Origin of the sequence: Mycoplasma tauri (genome assembly GCF_016925555.1) — a bacterium.
Classification (GTDB): domain Bacteria; phylum Bacillota_I; class Bacilli_A; order Mycoplasmatales; family Metamycoplasmataceae; genus Mycoplasmopsis; species Mycoplasmopsis tauri.
Map to the genome: position 1 here is coordinate 216,742 of NZ_CP070479.1, position 22,784 is coordinate 239,525.

8 protein-coding genes are annotated in these 22,784 nt (G+C 25.7%); 3 read left to right on the forward strand and 5 right to left on the reverse strand.

Going from position 1 to position 22,784, the window contains the following annotated elements:
* Positions 1–169: 169 nt before the first annotated feature.
* The 5 genes from JS510_RS01000 to JS510_RS01020 are packed head-to-tail and all read right to left on the reverse strand — an operon-like array spanning position 170 to position 5,379.
* Positions 170–1,087, reverse strand: coding sequence for an aromatic motif membrane protein (locus JS510_RS01000; protein WP_205517516.1), 918 nt, complete (start codon positions 1,085–1,087; stop codon positions 170–172).
* Positions 1,074–1,907: an aromatic motif membrane protein gene (locus JS510_RS01005; protein WP_205517517.1), complete on the reverse strand. Its 834-nt coding sequence runs from the start codon at positions 1,905–1,907 to the stop codon at positions 1,074–1,076. The genes JS510_RS01000 and JS510_RS01005 overlap by 14 nt, the downstream gene beginning before the upstream one ends.
* Positions 1,900–2,877 (reverse strand): aromatic motif membrane protein, encoded by a 978-nt coding sequence (locus tag JS510_RS01010; RefSeq protein WP_205517518.1) that lies wholly within the window; start codon positions 2,875–2,877, stop codon positions 1,900–1,902. The genes JS510_RS01005 and JS510_RS01010 overlap by 8 nt, the downstream gene beginning before the upstream one ends.
* Positions 2,855–3,559 (reverse strand): ABC transporter ATP-binding protein, encoded by a 705-nt coding sequence (locus tag JS510_RS01015; RefSeq protein WP_205517519.1) that lies wholly within the window; start codon positions 3,557–3,559, stop codon positions 2,855–2,857. The genes JS510_RS01010 and JS510_RS01015 overlap by 23 nt, the downstream gene beginning before the upstream one ends.
* Positions 3,560–3,561: 2 nt before the next feature.
* A complete protein-coding gene (locus JS510_RS01020) occupies positions 3,562–5,379 on the reverse strand; it encodes an ABC transporter permease (protein ID WP_205517520.1) in 1,818 nt (605 codons plus the stop codon).
* Between the two features lie 544 nt (positions 5,380–5,923).
* Here JS510_RS01020 and JS510_RS01025 point away from each other — a divergent pair.
* The 3 genes from JS510_RS01025 to JS510_RS01035 are packed head-to-tail and all read left to right on the forward strand — an operon-like array spanning position 5,924 to position 22,774.
* Positions 5,924–6,145, forward strand: a complete 222-nt coding sequence (locus tag JS510_RS01025) for a hypothetical protein (RefSeq protein WP_205517521.1) — start codon at positions 5,924–5,926, stop codon at positions 6,143–6,145.
* Between the two features lie 16 nt (positions 6,146–6,161).
* Positions 6,162–14,870, forward strand: a complete 8,709-nt coding sequence (locus JS510_RS01030; RefSeq protein WP_205517522.1) for a hypothetical protein — start codon at positions 6,162–6,164, stop codon at positions 14,868–14,870.
* Positions 14,870–22,774 (forward strand): hypothetical protein, encoded by a 7,905-nt coding sequence (locus tag JS510_RS01035; RefSeq protein WP_205517523.1) that lies wholly within the window; start codon positions 14,870–14,872, stop codon positions 22,772–22,774. The genes JS510_RS01030 and JS510_RS01035 overlap by 1 nt, the downstream gene beginning before the upstream one ends.
* Positions 22,775–22,784 lie beyond the last annotated feature (10 nt).

Below are 22,784 nucleotides of genomic sequence, written 5' to 3' on the forward strand. Positions count from 1 at the left end.
GCAATATAATTATATATTATAAATATGTAAAATAAATTTCATATTTTTCTATTATTTAATAATTCAATGTATTATCTAAAAGTTCTTATTTATAAATATTTTAGTAAATTTAAGATATAAAAAAACAATCATGTGTAAAGCTATGTTAAATAGCCATAAGACGTGATTGTTATTTATTTGTATTTGCATCTACATCAACAATAGTAAATCTTAAAGGCTCACCACCAAAGTCGTCATCAAAAAGAATTTTTATAGCACTTTTGCCAGGAATTTTTTCATATATTTGATGCACTTGAACATATTTTAATAAGCTAAAATTTTTTAATTCATCTTGATTATTAAATATAGATGGATAAATAAATGAATAACTGTATATAGACACTTTAGGATTGGATGTAATAATTTTATTATTAGAGTCTAGCTCTTTAGATATTGTTATTTGTAAAATAATGCCTTCTTTAGTTAATAAATAAACAGTATATTCTTTTTTATAATCTTCACTGTTTTCATTTGATTGAATAACATATTGTAAAACTTCATTTGTTTGTGGTTTATTAAAAGGTCCAAGTTCCAAACTATTTTTTTGAACATCTAAACTAAGAGTTTCCAATGGTGCACTAAACTGGTTAAATGAATTATAGAAAGCAAATGTAAATTTATTTAAATTAAAAAAGAATCATAGTCAATTTTTTGTAAATAACTTCGATAATTCAACTCTAAATTCAGAAATAGGAATAACTTTTTTATCTCCCCTGTCATCAGAAAGGTTTGTTGAAGTAACATTATTTGCATACATTAAATATTCTTTGATTGTTTTCAAATAATCATCACTTATATTCATTTGATTTTTAATATATTCAGCTTTTTCTTCTTTGTTATTGTCAAAAACTAAGTTTAAAAGAGCATCTATATATTCATATTTTAAGAATGAATTTCATTCATCATATTTTTTATCTCTTTTTGTATCTTCTATAGTTTTTACATCATTTATTTTTTTATTGTTTGTTTGACAAGAAGTTAGAACAACAGTTGTTAAAAATGGAAAAAATATTGGAGTAGATAAAATAAACTTTCTAATTGGTTTCATTTTTTTCCTTTACTAAAAGTACACCTAATGAAGGGTAGCCAAAATTCGTTATAATGTCTTTTTCAAAAACATCATAACCAGCTTGTTGTTCATGAATTATTCCATTATGCACTGCACTAGAAATTAACCTTATTGAAATTTTGTTGCTTCTAGCTTTTGTAAAGTGAATTATTTTATCAAATGTAAGTTGACTTACTCCATTATTTCGGCTAATTAGAATTCTTATAACCATTTTGCCTTTTTTAAGATAAAAGACGTCTTGGTTTGACTCACGAGATTCTTCGCCTTCATATAGTTCATCAAAATAATTATCTAAAAATATTTGTTTTCTTGGATGTTCCATTCACTTTATTTTTTCAATAAATTCATCACTATGTTTGGTTTTTTCTTTTGGTTCAAAAGATCAATAGTCAATATGTCTTCATTCAAATTGAGTAATGTTTTTTAAAACAAACAATCAATTTTTTGAGTAAAAAATATTTAAATTCTCTAAGTTTTCGCTTTTTCCACCAGAGCTAATATACATTTCAGTTAATTGATAAAATTCATTGAATAAAGCTTCTTCATTTTTTTGTGAATTTAAGAAGTTAACTTTAGAAGCTTCATCTAATTTGAATTGCTTTTCCAATATATTGTTTATAAGTTTGTCAGTTATAACTTGTTTTTTGTTGACCGAATAAGGTACAAATTCAAATCCTTTGGGCATAGGCGCTTTAATAAGATTTTTTTCAGTTCTAATGCATGAGGCCATTGAAAAAGTCAATGGAAGAATAGGGATAATAAGAGAAGAACTAATAATGATTTTATTTCTTTTACTCATTTATAAATCTCATACTAAATCTAAATACTTTTAACTTGTCTTTATTAATTTCATTTAATGTATCGACAAAGTATCCATTGTATTTATAAAGAGCTTGAAATTCCATGTATTTTTCGTCAACATAGTCTTTAAAAAAGTCTTTTTCATCAAATTCTTCTCCATCTAATTCAGCCCATTCTTTTGCTTCATTATATTCTCTTTCGATTGTCTTTTTGCGTTTAGAATGTATTGAGTTTTCAAATTCAATCAATTTATTTTCAATATTATCTAGATTACTAAAAATTAATAAATCAGGTAAAATTTGAAACTTTACTTCATTATTTTTTTTGTATTTTCATATTTTGATTGCTTTATTATTGTCAAAAAACAAGTATCAATTTTCTTTTTCTGTATAACTATTGTATTTTTTTAATTGTTCAATTTCATTAAAAGGTATTTTAATAAGTTTTGTGGGAAGTGGATTTTTGATTTGCATAAGTAATGAGCCAAAATTTTCTCTAGCTGTGTCAAATCATTTTTTCTCATTGTCAAATGTTGTATATCTGTCTCCATAAGGATTGAAGTTATATATCAATTTAGTTATATTATTTAATGTTCAATATCAATCATTAGATAATGTTTCTCTAATTACATTTTTTGATGTTTTTGCTAATTCACTAGTTTCACCTTTATCATGTACACTTTTTTGAATGAATATAGGATCATACACAAAAGCAAATTTTAGTTCTTCAATTTTCGCATGCGAAATATTTTCTTGTATTGATACATAAATATTTTTCTTATTATTTTCATTTTCTGTAAAGATATCTAACATGTTGTTAATATATTGATTTTTATATAATTTTTCTCCAGATTTTTTTGTATTCTCTACAATGACATTATTGTTTTTCTTATTACTAATATGTAAGCTTGAAAAGATAGATAATGGTAATAAAATAGTTGCTAAGCTACCTAGAAATCACTTTATCATAGAATAAATCCTCCAAAGGTTTGTTTTTTACTCCAGAGTAAAGAATATTTCCATCATGAATTAGTGTCACTGAATTAACATATTTGTCGATTTCTGCTAAAACATGTGAAGAAATTAATATAGTAATTTTTTCTTCCTTATTAACTTTTTGTAATAAAGTAAATAATTCATACCTTGACGATGGATCAAGATTGGCTGCAGGTTCATCTAAAATTAACAATTTTGGTCCATGTAAAAGAGCTTGAATAAGTAAAATCTTTTTCTTTTGCCCTGATGAAAAATTATATGGCTTGTCTTTGATTAAATTTTCAATGTTGAACAATTTTAAATATTTTTCTATTCTATTTTTTGCTTCTTTTTTTGGAATAGACGATAAAAAAGATAAGTTGTATAAATAATCAAAAGTTGTCAGTTCTTTTGGAAATATGGCAGCTTCTGGTACATATCCTATAATTGATCTAGATTCAGCTTTTTTAATATTTATATCATTTATTAATATATTGCCTTCATAGTTTGCATATGCACCAATGATAGTTTTAATAGTAGTGGTCTTACCAGCTCCATTTTCACCTATAAAAGCATGAAAATCACCTTCATTAACATTAAAACTAATTCCTTTTATCCCGCGTTCTGTTTTATCAAACATTTTTTTAAGGTTAATTATTTGTAATATTTTTTTCATAATTATTTATAGTCTTTCTTTCTATATAGTGCAAAAACAGAAACGAAAAGAATTAAAATCACTGTTGTTCAAATTACAAAATAAGCATTTTTGTTAACTATTTGTCTATCTCTTCTGATGACAAATAATTCATCAGTTGATTGGAATAAATAATTTGAGTCACTTGGCATTAAATTGTATCTTGTTAAAATTTTTGTCTTTTTATTTTCCTCTCGTGTAATTACTTCAGGATCATATTTTTTGAATCCGCCTATTCTATAGTTAAATCCAGAAATATTTATATTAATTTGGTAATCTCCATATTGATTTTCATTTGTAGGATTTTTGATCATGGCCTCATATAATTTAGAACCATTATTATTAAAGTATATGTAGTTTAATATAGCAACTGAAAAGTAAATTTTTCTTTCAAATTCTGATTGTAGTTTTTTATGTTTAATGGCATTTTCATCGAATATTGTTAAATTATTATTTACATATGTATTAATTAAGCTTTCAGGATTATTTACAAATAGAGATATTTCTTCAAACAATTTTGTATTAATTTTGGTTAAATCTTGTTCACTAGTGATTTTTTTATTAAAATCATCCACAAATTTCGCAGCTATATTATTAAAATTCTCATCCTTTAAAACTTCATAAACATATGATCATTTTAATTTTCCAACTAAATTATTTTGAGCTGCAAAACTTGCATCATCTTCAGGGAATGATATGTCTCTATTTTCAGCATTTTCCCTTGCATAGATAATATCAGTGTCAATTAAGTTATCCATAATTGAATGAGACTTAAGCATACCAGGAACTATATATTTGTTTTCAGTTAACTCTGGTATAGGTGAGACATTATATTTTTTATGTTCTGTATTTTTGTCTAATTTGTACTTATATGTAATGTCATCTAAATTATTGTAGTAAACATAGTTGTCAAGATTTGAAAAATCATTTTTTGAAATCGACCTAAATACATTTTTGTTATCACGATTAAATATATCAACCAATTGATATGGAAGAGAAAATCATGAATATATTTGTCATTCGCTAGATGATTTGTTAGCTACATTCATAACATTTTCTAAATATGCCTTTTGTTCATCGCTAAATGTTTTATTATTTGCACCATTAGGAATAATTAACAATTCATCTTTGTTATTGTTAATGAAATAAGGTTCAACGTTAGCTTCATTGCCAGATAAATGATATGGATATTTTTGATTGATAAAATATGCTGCATTGTTAACATTTGATGTTGCATTAGCAGACAATAATGAACCTCCTAGTGCAAAAGGGATGAATAGAACAAGTGGCAATGTCATTGCTATTTTTTGATTTAATTTATAACCAATTAAGGCTGTGAATAGAGATATTAGTAAATATGTAGCAAAGCCAGAAACAAAAAATAATAATGAATAAATAAACATATAGCTGATGCTATAATTCGAAGGTATTGCAATCAATGAGGAGATGAATAAAACTAAAGCTCAAATGATGCCAAAATAAGTCAAGGTTAGTAGTTTTCCAAAAACTAATTTATTCCTTGTTATAGGCTTTGCTATACTTATCAATTCCATTCCTTCATGTTCAAAATCTCTAAAAATATTTAAAGCTTTAATAGATGCATATAAAACTGTTACAACAATAATTGCAAAAGTATATAAATATACAGCTAAATCAACATATTTATTTTGAATAAAAAAAATAGTTATTAATTTAAATAATATTGAGATAAATAAAACAATCATTGGCATTAAAATCGAACTTTTTTTCTTAAGAACAGTATTGAATGCAAAGCTAGAATATTTAAATGCTGTTGTTTTCAATATTGGCTCCCTTCTTTAATGTAAATATTAAATATAAAACACACAAGTTGTTTTACTAAAAAACTATTCTTTTATAAGAATATTGTTATGTAAAATGTTGTAAAACATTTTGCTAATAATTGTTATTGAACTGTCTTATGGATGCATATATAAAAAATTTTAAGCTTATAAATAAGTGCTAAATATAAAATATATGCATATTAATGAATAATTAATTGTTGATTAATTCACTAATATTAATTTTTATTATACCTATTTATATTTTTTTCAAAAGTATAATAAAAGCAAAGTTTTTTAAAAAAGAATTCAATATTTTTTTATTTCTTTAATTTAAATATGTGAGCAAATTTAATTAGCAAAGATAAAAAAATAAATTTTTTATCAAATCTTCAATTTATTTACCAAAAAGCCTATAAAATAGTCAATTTATATATTTTAATTATAGGTATTTAAAATTGCTTCACACTTAAAATTTAAATTAATCTTCAATATTAATATATAATATAAAATACATTTTTAATTTCATTTATATTAGGGGGGTTATATGAATACAAAAACAAATATTAAAGAAAAAGAAAAGATAACGAAAAATTCTAAAAAATGAACAATTATTTCTGTGATATTCATAATTCTATTTTTTGCTATTTTGGCAGTTTTAATTGCTTATGTAGCAGATTTTATTAGATTTAAAGATTCTTTGGACGATGGCTTATTATGAACATTTGACCAAAGAAAACATGGTTTATTTAACTTTTGAAACAAATAATTTATAGGAGAAATTTATGACAAAAAAATCTAAATTATCAGTTGCGCTGCTTCTAACAGGTTTGCCAACAGCTGCTTTAGCTATTGCATTGCCTTTTATTCATTCAAACAATAATTTGTCAAGAAATGATAACAACATACAATTAAATGCACTAAATAAATTAAAAGATTCTGTAGACGCTTCAACTGAATTTTTAAAAAAACACCCAGATATTAAGTATGACAGCAGATTTGAAATTGAGCAAGCAATTAAATATGCAGAGCAAGTTGGAAGCATAAGATCAAGCTCACTAGATGCTAGATCTATTGTTAGAAATATGCTTGAGGCAAGACATAGAATAAATGTTCTTTTATCTACTGTTTTGCTTAGAGAAGATTTAACAAATGAAAATCGTGATAATGCCATTAATGAAGCACGTTCTCATTTGATGTCTCATGATATAGTTGCTGAGTTTGATGATGATGTAAAACATTTTGTAAATAATCAAATTGATAAAAATACTTTTATTGAAAAAGTGGTTGCATTAGTGAATAAGCAAAGAGATGTTACAAGTAATGTTGAACAAAACATTAATATTTTTAGACTTAAGATTTTGAACAAAATTGATGACTTAAATATTTCATTTAAATCAATAGCATTGAACAAAGTAGTAGATTTTATAGAATCTAGATTATTCTTAAAATCATCAAAAGATGTTGTTCTAGAATATGAGAATTTCTTTGCAAAAGAAGAAAATATTCTTTATGAACAAGAAGTTCAAAATAATGCTAAAGTAGTTAAAGAAGTTTATGCTTCTATAGACCAAGCTATTAATGAACTTGAACAAATGGATATTGATCAAGAAAATAAATCTAAACTTTATTCAGAACTTATTGGATTAAGAAACTTTGTTCAATCAATTAAAGGTAATCTAAGTTTTAAAGTTATTAACCCAGATAGCAAAAATATTAGCGCTAAGAAATTAATCGAAAATTACATTTCTTCATTTTATGATAAAACATCTCAATACTTCAAAAGTAAAGGCGAAGTAGCTGACAATTTACAAAAAAGAATCAATGCTAGTGAACAAAAACTTAATACAGTAGAACCACAATTCAAAGAAGAGCTCGCAAACATCATTAATCAAACAAAGTCAAAAATTAAGGAAAGCGAAGATAGTGCAAAAATATACGATATATATTCAGATTTTACTAGAAGAACAGAATTTATTGAACTTGCAACAACATTATTAAAAGAAAATTTACAAAGAATTCAATCTTCAAATTTAGATGAAGAAACTAAAAAGAAAGTTACAGAAGAGCTAAATAAACTATCATACAGTGACACATTACAATATTTTGAAAAATCTAATGAAATTATGTCAGAAGTTGAATCGCAAGAAATGATTAGAAACTTCATTAGTAACAGACTAGACAACTTGAAATCAGAATATGAATTTTCTAAAGCAAATGCAGCACAAACAGGTCTTTTACCTGAACATATTCAAAAAATTGATCAAAATATAAACAAAATAAATGAATTAAAACAAAACAGAACCCCTGTTGACAAATTGGTTCAATCTTTTGAGGATTTAATTAATGATGAACGTTTAATAAACAAATATGAATTAAATCACATTATTAGCTTATTAAAAATTGAATTTTCAAAGGAAACTATTAAGTTATCTGAGCAATTAGTTTCAATTTGAAAAGAATTACAACCTTATTTGGTTAATTTAACCAATGATTTTTCAACTGCAACAAGAGAACAATTAAATGAACAAATTAGAGTAAATAGTGATGATAATGTTAATGCTATAGAACTATTAGCTAGTGCAAAATTAGCTAATGTTGCTAATTCAATAAGTTTAGAAAATGACAATTTAAATAAACTAATTGAAGAAGAATTTAAAGATAACTCAGTTTCACCAGAAAGAAAAGTTATTGCTGACAAGGTTAAAGAATTAGATGCTAAAGCAAAACTTATTTTAAGAGACAAAAAACTTAGCAATGAAGAAAAAATGCATAAATTAGAAGAAATCCAAAACACTTACAAAGAATTAAATTCTAATTTACATGATCTTTCTGAATTGGCAAAAGTAAAAAATAAAGCAAATGATATTTTAGAAAATTACAAAGATAATGAAAATGCAAAAATTTACTTTGCTGATGATATGAAAAGAATTAAAGATCTCAAAGAACAAATTGAATATGCATTGAATAATCCAACAGATACTTCTGTAAATCTAAAAGAATTACAAGCACAAATTACTAAAGAATTAGCAGAATTAGTTGAAAATGTTGACGCTGCTGATGGAGCAGGTATTGCAAATAAAATTGAAAAACAAATTAATGATACATTTGCCGGTCTTCGTAAATCTGGAGATAGTAGAACCCCACTGGAAGCAAGATTAATTAGATCGTTAGAAAATCTTAAAAATGAAGCAGATGCAAATAAGAAAATTACTGATGATGTTGAAAAAGCTATTAAAAATAAAGCAACACAAAATAAAATGGACATTTTACGTCAAGCTATCCCATCATTAAGTAAATTCGAGACTGATTTAGACTTAGCTAAGTCTGATTTTGATAAAGCAAAAAGTGTAGCAGATGAACTTAAAAATGAATTGGAAAATATTCCTGAAGCTATTAGAACACAAGTGTCTAGTGTTATTGAAAAATTAGAAATTCAAAATAAAGCAATTGAAGATGAAATAGCTAAGTTGACAAAAGAATCTGAAAGTTTCTTTGATTCTGAAAAACACAATAAAGCTTATGTTGATGATTTAAATAGCAAAATTGATTCTTTAAGAAAAGAAATGGCTCTAAATTGAAGAAAAGCACAGCTTGAAAAAGAAAGTCTAATATTTAATCAAAGTGCTATTACTGAAAAAGATTTTGCAGAAAAAATTAATGAAAATCCATATAACTTGCTTAAAAATGACTTTGATTTAATTAATAGAGCAAAAAATGACTTAGATGAAGAGTCTAAAAATCTTGAACAAGAACTAGCTACTTTGAAAAATCAAAAATTAGAAATTGATGAAAAATTACAGAAAATATGAAATGACAGAATCAATTTAGTTGATAAGGCTGAACTTGAAGAAAATATGAAACAAATTGAAGCATTAGAAAATGAGTCAAATGCTTTAGATAATCAGATACAAAGAAAACTAGAACACCATGAAACTAAAATAAGAAATCAAGTAGCTACATTTGGCAAATTGCAAGACCTAGCTGCAAAATTAAATGAAGCTGCAAAAGCTTTAAAGGACATTGATGAGACAAAATATCCAGAATTATCGGCAAATTTGAAAAATGTTATTATGTCAAGTCGCATGAATACAACTGATGACTCAGGTGTAATAAATCAAAAGTTAAGAAATCTTGAAACTGCAATAGCTAAAATAGGTTCTTCAAAAACTGCTAAAGATAAATTAAATGAATTAATCGCATTAAAAGCAAACCAATATAGAAAAGATGGTTCTAATAATCCTAGAGCTATATTTGCTGAAATTGATAAAAATATTGAAAATGTTATTAACGAACAATCTCTAATTATTTCAGATCCAAATTCTACATTAACCCAAATTAATTCAGCGAGAGCACAAATTAATAGTGCAATTAGTAGATATACACTAGCTAAAGAATTAAAGAACAAAGAATTTGAAGATGCTAAGAAAGACTTTGAAGAAAAAGTAAATGAATTACTAGAAACTGAAAATGCTAATAACACTAAAAATTGACAATCAGATAAAAACAACTATGCTCAAGGAACTGAAGTTCAAAAATTAAAAGCACAATATGATAATCTTATTACTCAAGATTCAGCAATGCCAGAGCAAATAAAAGAATTAAAAAACAATTTAGCATTAGCATTTAACAAAGATAAATTTAATACTAAAGAGCAAAATGTTCAAAGTAAGATTGATGAATTGAAAAAAATACTTGCGGACAATCCAAACATTAGTGTTTCTAGTCATGATGGAAAAACACCTGTTGACAAAATTAATGATTTATTGAGTAAGATTAAAGAGGATGTAGACTCTAAGAATAAACATTCTGATGCATCTTTAGTTATTAATCAAATTGAAAAATTAGGTTCATTAGAAGACTTACTTGAGCAGCAAGAAAAAGTAATTAAAAAGCTTGCTTCTGAAAACACAAAACCTGATGTTAAGAATGTTTTAACTGATATTTTAAATAATTCTGCTTCATTTGATGGTGTTCTATCTGCTCAAAATCCTAATAATTTATCTATTATCAAAAAAACTCATGAGGTTCTTGAACAATATAATAATGCACAAGGCTTCTATGAAGTTGTTGAGAGTGCTGAAAATAAAATAAAAGATGTAAAAACACAAATAGATGATAAATTATCCGCTGGTGATATTGATCCTAAGGCCAAAGATGAAATAAACAAATTACTTAGTGGCTATGATGAACAACTAAAGAAAATAGAACCAGATGTTCAAGATCCAAATACATCAAAAAAACAAGCGTCTCTTTTAGAAAACAAGGCAAATGATGTTGAAGCTAGAATTGATAGTATTGTTGAATATGCTAGAGAAATAAAAAAAGCTGATGAAATTTCTAAACGAACTGACGAATCAAGTGCAATTAAAGATGTTTTAACTTCATTAAGACAAGAATTAGCTGATGAAGTTACAAAGGCTCAATCAAGTTACCAAGATTTCAAATCATATGAAACAACTAAAGATAAAATTAGAAATATTAGAGTAAGAATTAATGAATCTGAAAAGGTTGCAACTGAATTTAAACAATTAGATGACGAACTAGCTACATTATCATACAAAGAAGGTCTTCATGGACCTGATAAACCAGCTGAAAAACTTAATAATTTCAAAGCTTTTGTTGCTAAGTTAAAAGAGTTTGCAAATACAGACAAAGTTAAAAAAGATTTAAGTCAAATTCAATTGTTAAGTAGTGTTATTGGTGCTACAAAATCACTTATTAGTATTCATAAAAATATACTTAATAAATACACAAGTGGATTAGGTGAATTTAGTTTTCAGGGCGAAAAATATGGTTATGATTGAGATGAAAAAAATATTCATGAATCTCTATTATCAACAGTTCCTGAAGTGCCATCAGGAGAATTTAATCCAGTTGATTTAACAGCATCACTTAAAAAATTGCAAAATGATGCTATTGATAAAGAATCGAAAGCTGAAATTTTATATAGATTCCGTAAAGAACCATTTGATGAAGCTAAAACAAACTTTGATGCAGAAATCACTAAAATAAGCTCAGAAACTAATCAAACAATATATGATGAACTAAAAAAAGATCAACTAATTTTCTATAAAGAAATTTTGACCAAAATTAAAAATGTAAATGAATTTGATAAACAATCTGAAATTGAAAAAGAAAATCAAAAGTTAACTAAAGCACATTTTTTGATTGATAAATATATTGAATTAGCTAAAGCTATTCAAGAGCTAAAAGATAAAAAACAAGAAGCTAGTTCATTGTCACAAACTAACTTAACTGATAAACTAACAGAGGCAATTAGCAAAACAGATGAAATTGTAGAAAAAGTTGAAAAAACAAGTGCACTAACTTCAGAAGAAAATATTTATTTTGGTAATTTGAATGAATTCATTTTAGGTGATTTATTAAAAGAAGTAATGATTCATAAAGCTAAGTTAGATTTACTTATGAAACATGCTGAAGCTGAAAAAGAATTAAAAGAATCTGTATTAAAAGATGATTCTAGAAAAATTTTAGAAGCTATTTTAAGTCGTTTTGTAAGTGAAATTGATAAATTAGACAATTCTGAAAAAGACAGAATTGATAGTTTAATTGAACAATACTTAGAAGCTGGGCAACTGTCATTTAAGAAAGTGTTAGCTTCATCTATTCAATTGCAAGAAACAATAGAAGAAGCCAAAAAATTTGAACCTAATCAAGATAAACAAGTTTCTGCTGACTATTATCAAACTGAAACTGAAAAAATGAGAGAGCTTTATGATGAGTTAATTCAAAAAATAAATGAAGGAAATAATTTATTAACAAATCAATCTCTTTCAACAGATCCTGATTTAGGAACTAAAAGAGCAAAATTGATTGATGATATAAATAACCAATCATATGGCGTAATTAGTAAGATAAAATCACAAAAGAAACGTGAAGTTAATTCAATAATTAGTGAATTGAATTCAATAGATTCTTATATTTCTTCTAATTATGCAGGTGCACATAATCCAAAAATTAATGATTTTGATAATTTATCTATTAAAACTGAAATGAAAGATAAAGAGCTAAATGCTTTAATTGATATTGAGAATGCTACAATATCTATTAATCAAGCTAAAGCTAAAATTAAAGAACAAAAACAAGCTATTTACAACTTTAATAAAAACCGTCTTGTAACAATTAATAATTTATTTAGCAATTATGTTAAATTACTTTCTGGTGAACAATTTAATGTTGAGTCCTTACGCAAATTAACAAGCACCGAAAGTACAAACTTACTTAAATATATTGGTATTGAATCTGAAATTAACGTATATAAACAAGCTATTATGGATGTTGAAAACTACATAAGAATTAATCAATTTGACGAAAATTCATATGTTCAAGATTCTAAAAACATGAATGTTCACTATAGAAATATTGATAAAAACTATAGAGAATTAAAAGAAAAATCAAAAATAGCTTTTGAAATAGTTAAAAAAAGTATTGTTGCATTTAATGATCAAGTAAAAGAAAACTCTTTAAGAATGAGTGATGAAAATCTTACTTTATTTAATTATATTGATGCAATTTATAAAATTAATAATCATGCAAATGGTTCAATGCAGACAAGTGCTTGAAAAAATAAATTGACTGATTTAAATGCAAAAACTGTTGATTTACCATCAGATATGGAAAATATCATTTATTTAGACTATATTGATGGAAATTATATGAATGCTAATGATAATGAAGTTGATTCTAAAGCTAAAAATGAATTTAAGAATTATCATGATGTAATTTCTAAACTTTTATTAGGTCTTGAAAGCATTAATAAATTAATTAGAGGCGAAAATAATAGTGATGATGACGAAACTTTAAAAGGCATATATACTAAATTTATTGCAAATAGAACTATGTCAAACTTCTTGAACGTTGTTGCCTCTGCTAACTTCCGTTCAGATGACCCATCACAAAATATACCGTTTAAAACGTTAATTAGTGCATATAAACCACTTTATGATTCATTAAATTCAAGTAATAAAAATTCTGCAGATGCAGTTCTCAGTGATGCAACAAGCTCTGTTGAGGCAAAACTTGATGTTTTAAAAGCTATTTATGAACCTTCTGTTTCGTTATCAAATTGATTTAATAAGCGTGAAAATCAACAACTAATATTTGATTATTTAATAGCAAACGAAGAAAAAGAAATGAAGAATATAGTACCAAATCACAAGACGCTATATGAAGATTTTGTTAAGAAAATTAATGAATTGCACCCTGTAAATAATGAAATTGATATAACTCAAAATAGTGATTTATTAGAACTATTTAAACGTTTTGCATTTCTTAAAAATGATAATTCTATGCCATTTAATCTAGATAATGTTAAAGTTTATATAACACGTAAAAGCGATAATGATCAATTTGCACCAGAATTTATTCAAGCTGATACATCTATTAAGAAAACTAAATTGAACTTTAAGGTTAAATATGTAAAAGCTACAAATGATAATTTTTATAGTGATGTTAATTCATTTGAACTTGAGTTTAACAATATTTGAGTTACATTTAACACATTGACTACATTTAATGTTGAATTAAAACATATGTATAAATCTGGCGAAAATAATCTAGAAAATTATCGAAAAAGCCAAACAGTGTTTGTGGCAAATGAAGCTGGATGAAATAACAAAACATTTACTACTAACTTTTTAAATGCATTTTCAGAGGTAGCTGATTTTAAAAAAGAAAAGAAAATAACTATATTTAGAGAAGATATAACTTTCGAAGACTATAATTGAGATAAAAGTTTGAATAGTAGTCTTAATAAACCTGAAAATAATTTTTATGAATGAAGCAACAAAGAATTATTTAAAGAAAGTAATAAAAATGAAAATAATATGATTGATTTTTCAACGAGTTCAAAAAACTTTAAATATAAGATTAAATTAAATGATCAAGGCTTTAATATTAATGGTAAAAAGTATCGACTAGCTAATTTTGGTAACAAAAAATTCATGTATTGAGACCAGTCAGATTCTGACATGAAGGAAAAATCAATTAATAATAGTGCAGGAATCGCAATGTGAATTCCATATTTCATTTATATTCCACTTGTAAGCGAAGATGGAACTGATTTCACTGTATTACATATTTCATATCAAGAACACTTTACGGTTCCATGAGATGGTGATAAATATCAATATACTATTCAATTTACTAATCCTGATCATCACAAATGATATTTAGTTAACAAAACTAAATTAGATAGTAAAATAATGCAACAAGTTAATAGTGAAGCAGCACAATTTGGTGATTTAGGATTAACTAATAAACAGCTAAACGAAGTAAAAGCTAATTTACTGGCTCAAAAAATGGCAATAATTTATACAGATAAAACTTATTTAGGTAAATTTGATCAAGGAAATAATCGAACCAAAAAAACATTTTCTAGTGGTTCATTGAAAAACAATAGTTTTTGGCCAAAAGTAGATAAATTCAATATTTTTGTAAGAATCAGAGAAGAGAATGAGGAGGTAAAATAATGAGTAAGAATTCAAAGAAAGTTATTGGTTTAATTGCCTTAGCATCTATAACTAGTACAGCTGCAACATGAGCAATTATTTCTGGATATAAAGGTGATGAAAATAATCGAAGAGATCAAAATGTTACTGACATTTATGATAGTTTCAACAATGTGTTTAAAAAATATGTTGATTTATTATTGCCTGATAACAAGTGAAATAACAAAACTAAGAATGAAATTAAAAAAATAGATGCATTATTATTAGATCCTTCTGTTTCTCAACTTGAAAAATGAAAAGCTCTTTATAAAGTTGGAAATATTGAAAATGATGTTATATTCAATTGAGCGAATGCTCTAATTGAAAGTGGAAATATCAATGAATCTTATATCAAAAAATTACAAGAATTATTTGAAGGCCAGGCAAAACGTATTCAAGAAAAAGATCTAAAATCTCAATTTGATCATAATAAAATATCTGATTTAAATTTAGCTTTTAGTAATTTTCTATCTTTACCTAAAGAAAAACAAAAAGAATTTATTAATTCTTACAACGAATTCTTTACTAAATTAATAGATCAACAATATCAATTAGTTGAAAAACATCTAATGCAAAATGAAAATTCATTAGACGATAATATTGCAACTGCACATTCATTAATGCCTACAAAAGCATTAAGATATAGTTTTGATTCTAATGCTCAACAAATTGAAGAAATGTTGTTTAATTCAGAATTTAGAATTAATGATATTGCACGTACAAAGGCATTTATTGAAGATACAGTCAAGTTGTATGAAGCTAGTGATAATTCAAAAATTATTAACAAGTTCAAATCAGTTACAGATGAAATGAATGAAATTGTTAATGCAGATTCAAAAAATGTTATCAATATCATTGCAAATAGACTTTTAAAAGACATAGAGAAAAATTCTCAACATGCAAGAGTAATTGAAAGATTACAAAAATCAGCTGATGTAAATAAATCTGTTTCTCATAATAGAGAAATTTTCGATCAACTAATTAAGTATGCTATTAATAATGAAATAATTCCACAAAGTGAATTGAATTCAACATTAAGCCATAGTCAAGTTGATGTTTATAATAAATTGACAGAATATTTTTTAACTGTAACTCAATATAAATTAGATGGTTCTAAAACTGTTGAAGATCTAGAAAACGTTTTAGCAAATTTAAAAACATTTAGAAAAATGCTTCAAGATAGATCAAAATCTAACGATGAAATTGTTAAAGAATTTAACTCATTTGTTAAATTACAAACTGATATAGATCTTGGTAGAACAATCTTAAATAAAATTTTAAAAAATGATGACATTAAAGATATTATTAATGCATCTAAACCTAATGAACTAGATAAAACAGCATTAATAGAAACTATTATTAAGTATAGAAATGCCATAAACACAATTAAAAGTGCTGAAAAAAATGCCATTAATCTTAAAAAATATGCTGAATCAGCATATTCAATTTCAAAATTAATTTCTCTTAATGAGAAAAAAGAATTAATTGAACAAATTAATGATATTTTTGCAAATTCAAAAGAAATTCCTGAATTATTACACTATTTAAGTAATAAACAAAAAGAGCTTGAATTAGTTATTTGAGCAAGACGAGATCTACAAAGCATAAAGAGTGAATTGAAAAATGATATTCTTCATTTAAATGATTTTAATGAAGAAATTTCTAATATATACTTAAGTGAAAATGCAAAGCAACTTGCAACTGATTTATTAAATGAAGTTTCTAGCTTTGCTCAACAAAAGAAATTTGACGCTACTAAAATTATTGAAAATAAACAATTGTTCAATGAAAAATTACGTGCAATTGAAAAAATAGTTTTAGAGCATTTGGAAAATACAACTAATGTAAACCTAAATAAATTAAATTTAATGAATTCATTACAGTTTTTATCATTGCCTGAAAGTGTTCGCAAAGAATTAGAAAACAAATATATTAGTGTTGAAAAAATAGCGCAAATTGTAAAAACTTTAAATGATGAAACTCATAAAATTACTGATGTAAAATTTAACCCTATTATTTCCAAAGATTTAATTGCACAAATTAAAAAGTATAAATTTGTTGTTAATGTTCTTTCTGCAACACAAAAACACAATGAATCAATCTTAAGTCTTGCTAAATCTAAACAATATGCTGAAACTGCATTTAATTTAACAGGTGAAAATCCTCCTAAGTACTCAGAAAATGCTCAATTACATTTAGAAAAAATTGCTAATAGTCAAAATGAATTGATTTCTAATGCAACTAATATTAATGAGTTACTAAGATTACATATTTCACAAGAGCCTTTATCTGCTGATGAACAAGCAAAAATTAATAATTCAGAAATTTTAAACAATCCTGATAGCTTAAAAATATTTGATAAAACTCTTTCGTTAGTAAACAATAATCAAAAAATTTCTGAAATTATTAATAATGCTGATTCAACATTGAATAAACTTGACGTTTTATTCAAAGGCATAGAAGCTGAATACGAAAACTTAGATTTATTTCAAACAGAAGTTTCTGAAGTTGAAAAAATTAAGCAAGCTATTAAAGATGAATTATCTGGGAATCAAGATTCAGATAAAATTAATGAATTAATAAAAAGAGCAGATCAAATTTTAAAAGAAACTACTGAGAAGAGAAAAGAAGGTTCTTTAGGTGTTAGACTTAATAAATTAGAAGAAAAGCTCAACAGTTCGTTCCCCAATGCTGATGAATCATCACAAAGCAATGGCGAGAAAAAATTACGTGAACGTTTAAACATAATCAGAAAACAAGCTTTAAATCCAAATTTAACTAAGGAAGAAAAAGAGAAACTAGCAAATCAAGCAGATGTTCTTGATAGTTTAATTGAAAAAGTTAAAGAAGTTGAGAAAGCTATTGATGGCTTTAATAAAAAAGCAACAGAATATTTAAAAGATCCAGAAGCTAGAACAAGAACCCCTGAATCTAATTTCATAACAATAAAAACAATAGATTCAATGCATGCGTTAATTGCGGATATTGTTCTTAGTGATGAGATACCAATGCCAGCTGCATTTCATGATAAACTTAAGGAACTTGAGAAAAGAGATGAAGATTTAGAGATTTCATACAATAAAGACAAATTGGAAGTCCTTTCAGATCAGCTGGACAATGAAAAATTCAAACTTGATGTTGATTCGCCTGATGAAGCTAAGTCTAAATTCAATGACTCTATTGCTACAATTAAAAGCTATGCAGATGAGAAAATCAGATCAAAATCATTAAATGAAGTCCAATCTGGTAGAGCTCTTGTAACAAAAGAAAAAGATTTAATTGAAACACTTAAAAAAGCTATTGAAGCAAAACAAGAAATTGAATCTGATAATGAATTAAGTTCTGCTATCAGCAAAAAAAATACTGCAGTTTTAGATTCGATAATTTTAAATAATATGCCAAATTTAAGTGTTGAACCACATGACAACACTCAAAAAATTGCTGAAAAAATTGCTAATGTGAATAAAGCGGTTGAAGAAGCGAAGGAAAAGCATGAATTATCAAAATTAATTGAAAATAGTTTGAAAAAAGTTCTTTCTACTGATGAACAATCAAATATGGTTTTACTTTCAGTTTATGATAAATTGAAAAAATCTGTCAAGGAAAATGAAGACATTGTAAATGCTAATCCTGGTATATATTCTGCTGAACAAATAAAAACTGCTAGAGAAGAATTGGTTAAGACTATTGAGAAGTTGAAAAATGAAAAAGCAGATTTGATAAATCAATATAATCAAGTAAAAGAAGAAACAAATGAGATTTATGCTGAATTACAAAAAAGGGTTGATGTTAACTCAACAAAAGCAGAAAATAAATTTGATAACTTCGAATTAGCTAAGAAGGAATACTTAAATGAATTAGCAGATTCTACAATTTCTACAGTAGAATCATTAAAACAAAGACAAAAAGCATTAATAGATGCTTACAATAAAGACTTAGCAACCAACGCTTACAATTCTTATAATAAGTTTATTTCTGATAATATTTCTAACGACTCTTCAAATGCTGAATTAAGTCCTATTAAAAAGTTATATGAAGAATTTAAACAACAAATTGATGAACGTTTAAAAAAACCATTTACAGACCAGGAATCAAGTGATTTTATTCAGCTTACTCAGCAAATGAAAAAGTTTAATGAAACTCAAAAAGACATTGCTGACACAATTCAATTATTAAAAGGCAAACATGTCGAAAACCAACATGATGTAGAAGTTGAAAAAGCTATTGAGCAACTTAGGAAACTTTTTGGTGCACAATTTTCTCCTTCAAATCCATTTACTGAAGATGATATAGTCAAAAAACATGACTATCTAATTGAAGAATTCAAGAGAATTAAAGAAGAAGCTGCTAAAAGAACTGAAAATAAACGCTGAGCAAATGATATTTTTGACTATATTGATAATTTCAGAAATCAACCTGAAATTAGGGATGGTAAGAATAAAGCACGCGTTGCTGCTAACGAAGTAATAAATGAAGCCATGGGTACGGAAGTTCAATTAGGTGATTCTGTTGATCCAGAAATTTCTAAGATAATTGAACATAATTTAGAAGATATTAAAGAAAAGAATAAAAATGCTTCTACAATTGATGATGCAAATAAAATTGGTGAGAAATTAGAAGCTATTAAAAAACTTCAACCATACATTAATGCGCTAGCACTTGAAGTAGGTTCAGCAATTAAAATAACTAATGAGAATGCTGGGGAAGATGACAAATTAATTCGCTCATTTGTTGATATTGAATTACAAAGTTTAATAACTCAATCTCGTGATTTATATGGCAAGGTTTCTGAAGGCTCAAATGTTGAAGATGTTTTTAACAGAACTAAGGAAACAATTAAGCAAAAAATTCAAGCAATTGAGAGTGCAAAAGATAACATAAGAAAGGCAAAAGCTATTAAAACCAAGTTATCTGAAGCAAAACAAATTAATGATGAAATTGATTATCATTCTGCAAATGGTGTTTCTGGTGAAGGAAACAAATTAAAAGTTAAAAGTTGATTACAGCTAATTACTAGTTCTGCTAGTTATGGAATTAATAATCCTGATAGTAAAAAAACATTAGATGAAACTGAAAATAAAATTAGCTTAGCATTAGACCTTGTTAAGAAAATAAAATTAGTTTCAGACGAAATATCAAAATGAAGATCAGATCGTGATTTAAATCCAATTGTATTAGCATTAACTCAAAGAGATGAAGATTTATTAACTACCGCAATGTGATCATTTGTTCCTAATCCATCTATTAATTTAACTCATGCTCAAATTCAAGAAAAATTAGATCAACTACAAAGTAAATTTGAAGAATTATCAAACATTAGAAAAGCAAGAGCTACAACACTTATAGCTATTAATGACATTAAACTAACTAGTGAATATGAATCATTAAATACTATTCCGGGATTAAAAAATATTGTTGATGGAAGAATAAGAAAATTAAATAGTGATATTGAAAAGGCAGAGGGCTTAGATGCAATTAACAACGTTAATAATGATGTTAATACATTAAGAGAATTATTACCAAAAGAAATTCAATTGGCTAATAAAATGGATACATCTAAGGACTACAATAACACATTAACTGCATTAAATGAAAAAATTACTGCTAAGAAAGATGAATTTAGTAGCGAAATTGTAAAAGCTAATTTGTTATTAAGCAAAGACACACCAACCCATGATGAATTACCACAGCGTAAGGAAGAAATTGAAAAACAAATTAAAAAATTAGACTTACATACAGCTCGTTTGAATATTTTTAAACAATGAACTGAATGAAAACAAAAAATTGATAACAATGGAACTATTGATGCAAAAGAAAAAGAAGCGTTGAATGATAAGATGGATCAATTTTTTGAAGAACTAAGCATAGAACTTACTGATCAAACTTCTAACAGTGACTTTATTAGAATTTCTGATAAGTGGTTAACCGGTGAAACTGAAAATTCAATCCCTTACTTATTACAAAAAGCAATAGAATTTCAAAATGAATTAGATAAAGCTAGAGAAGTAAGATTAACATCTTCCTTAAAAGTGACATCAGAAGCAATTGAATCTGCTTATAGCTCATTAGTACAAGATATTAGTAAAGCTGAACAGTTAATAGAAAATTCAAAAACTAAGTCTGTTAAAGACCACACTAATTTAATTAATGACTTTAAAAAGCATATAAGAGAAATTGTTAATGCTAAAAAAGCCGCAATGGATACATTGAAAGCAAAGGCAAACGATCTTTATGAATTAATTAAAGATGATAGAGAAATATTTATAGAAGAATTTAAACAACAATCAATAGATTCTCTTCAAGCATATCAATTACCTAATTTTGCATCTGAAAGCTTTGAGCCAAAATCAATTATTGAAAAAATAGACGATTTGATTTCTAATGCTAAAAATCAGTATCAATTGCAAATTAAAAAAGCTCACGATGTCCAAAGCGCAAGAATGGATAAAGCTTTAAATGAATTAAATGAATACAGTTTAGCAGTTACAGAAGCTAATATTTGGACAACAAAGGCAAAAAGTGATTTTGTGAACATAAATAATACAGTCAGTGAAATTGAAACTTTTAAAAAATCACATGTATATTTTGAAGATGATTTCACTAAATTTGCTGGTTTATCTGTAGAAAACAATTATGCTAGTCAATACTTTGCTGAAAATCAAAAATTAGTTAAAAAAGCTAATGAAATGAAATCGGCTTTTATAGCTTCTGCTTCAAATGCTATTAATGATGCAATTGGTGAATCTAATGGCAAAATTACTGGATCATTAGATGCTATAAAAAGTGTTGTTAACATTAGCACAAACAGTACACCAAGTAATTTATTTGAAACATTACAATTAAATGAAGCTAAAATTATGTTTGAAGATTTAAAATCTACAAACGAAAAATTGAAAGTAGAAATTTTATCTAAAATTACTGATAATGAGCAATTAAAAGCAAATTTATTAGCTCAATATTTAGAAAAAGTAAACAAACAAATTAATGATTTTGAAAACTTTGTTGCAAAATTAAAAGCAAATGTAAGCAATATTATTCAAGAACGTGAAAATATTGAAGAAATTTTAAATAATGCATTATCTAAACCAACTGGAAGTGATAAGGATCTTATTGTTTCAAAATATAATGAAAAATATGTTGAAGTAACTACTTTATTAAATAGATTAGATAAAGTTACATCTGATGAGTTTGTACAATCATATTTTATGAATGCTGATTCTGCAAATATCACAAAATTATTGACAAATCTAAATGAATTTTATAATTTTGTTAATTCAAAAGAATTTAATGATTTCTTTATTAATTTAATTGACAATTCAAATATAGAAGTTAAAAATAATGTTGTATTAGAAGACTTTAAAGATGTTGTTGAAAAAATAACACATGATGTTTCAGAAGATATAAACGAAATTGACGTAACAAATAATTCTATTTTATTACCATTATTTGAATCTTTTGGAAATACACAAATCGATTTAGACAATAAATTTAATCCTGTTTATGTTCGTACATATTTAGTTAGAGATGAGCACACTAAAGAGTGATATACTGTCTTGAGTCAAAATGGTGAATCTAAAAAAACAATAAGTGTAAACTTGCGTTATGAATATAAAGCAGAAGGATTATTAAAATTTGATAATTATAAAGGTTTTAAATCGCCAAGAAAAGCTAATATAGAATTTAATACTGAAAAAACTATTGGTTTACAACCTAAATCAAGAAACATTTTCTATAAAGATTATAAAGCTGCTTCAGTTGGGGAAAATGCAAAAGAAGTAATTGCAAACACGGATAGATTGGGCTGAACAGTATCATCAAGTGAGGATGCCATTAAGAAATTTGTTAATAAATTCAAATTAGCTGCAAACTTTAAAGATGGCAAATAAGTTATTCTTG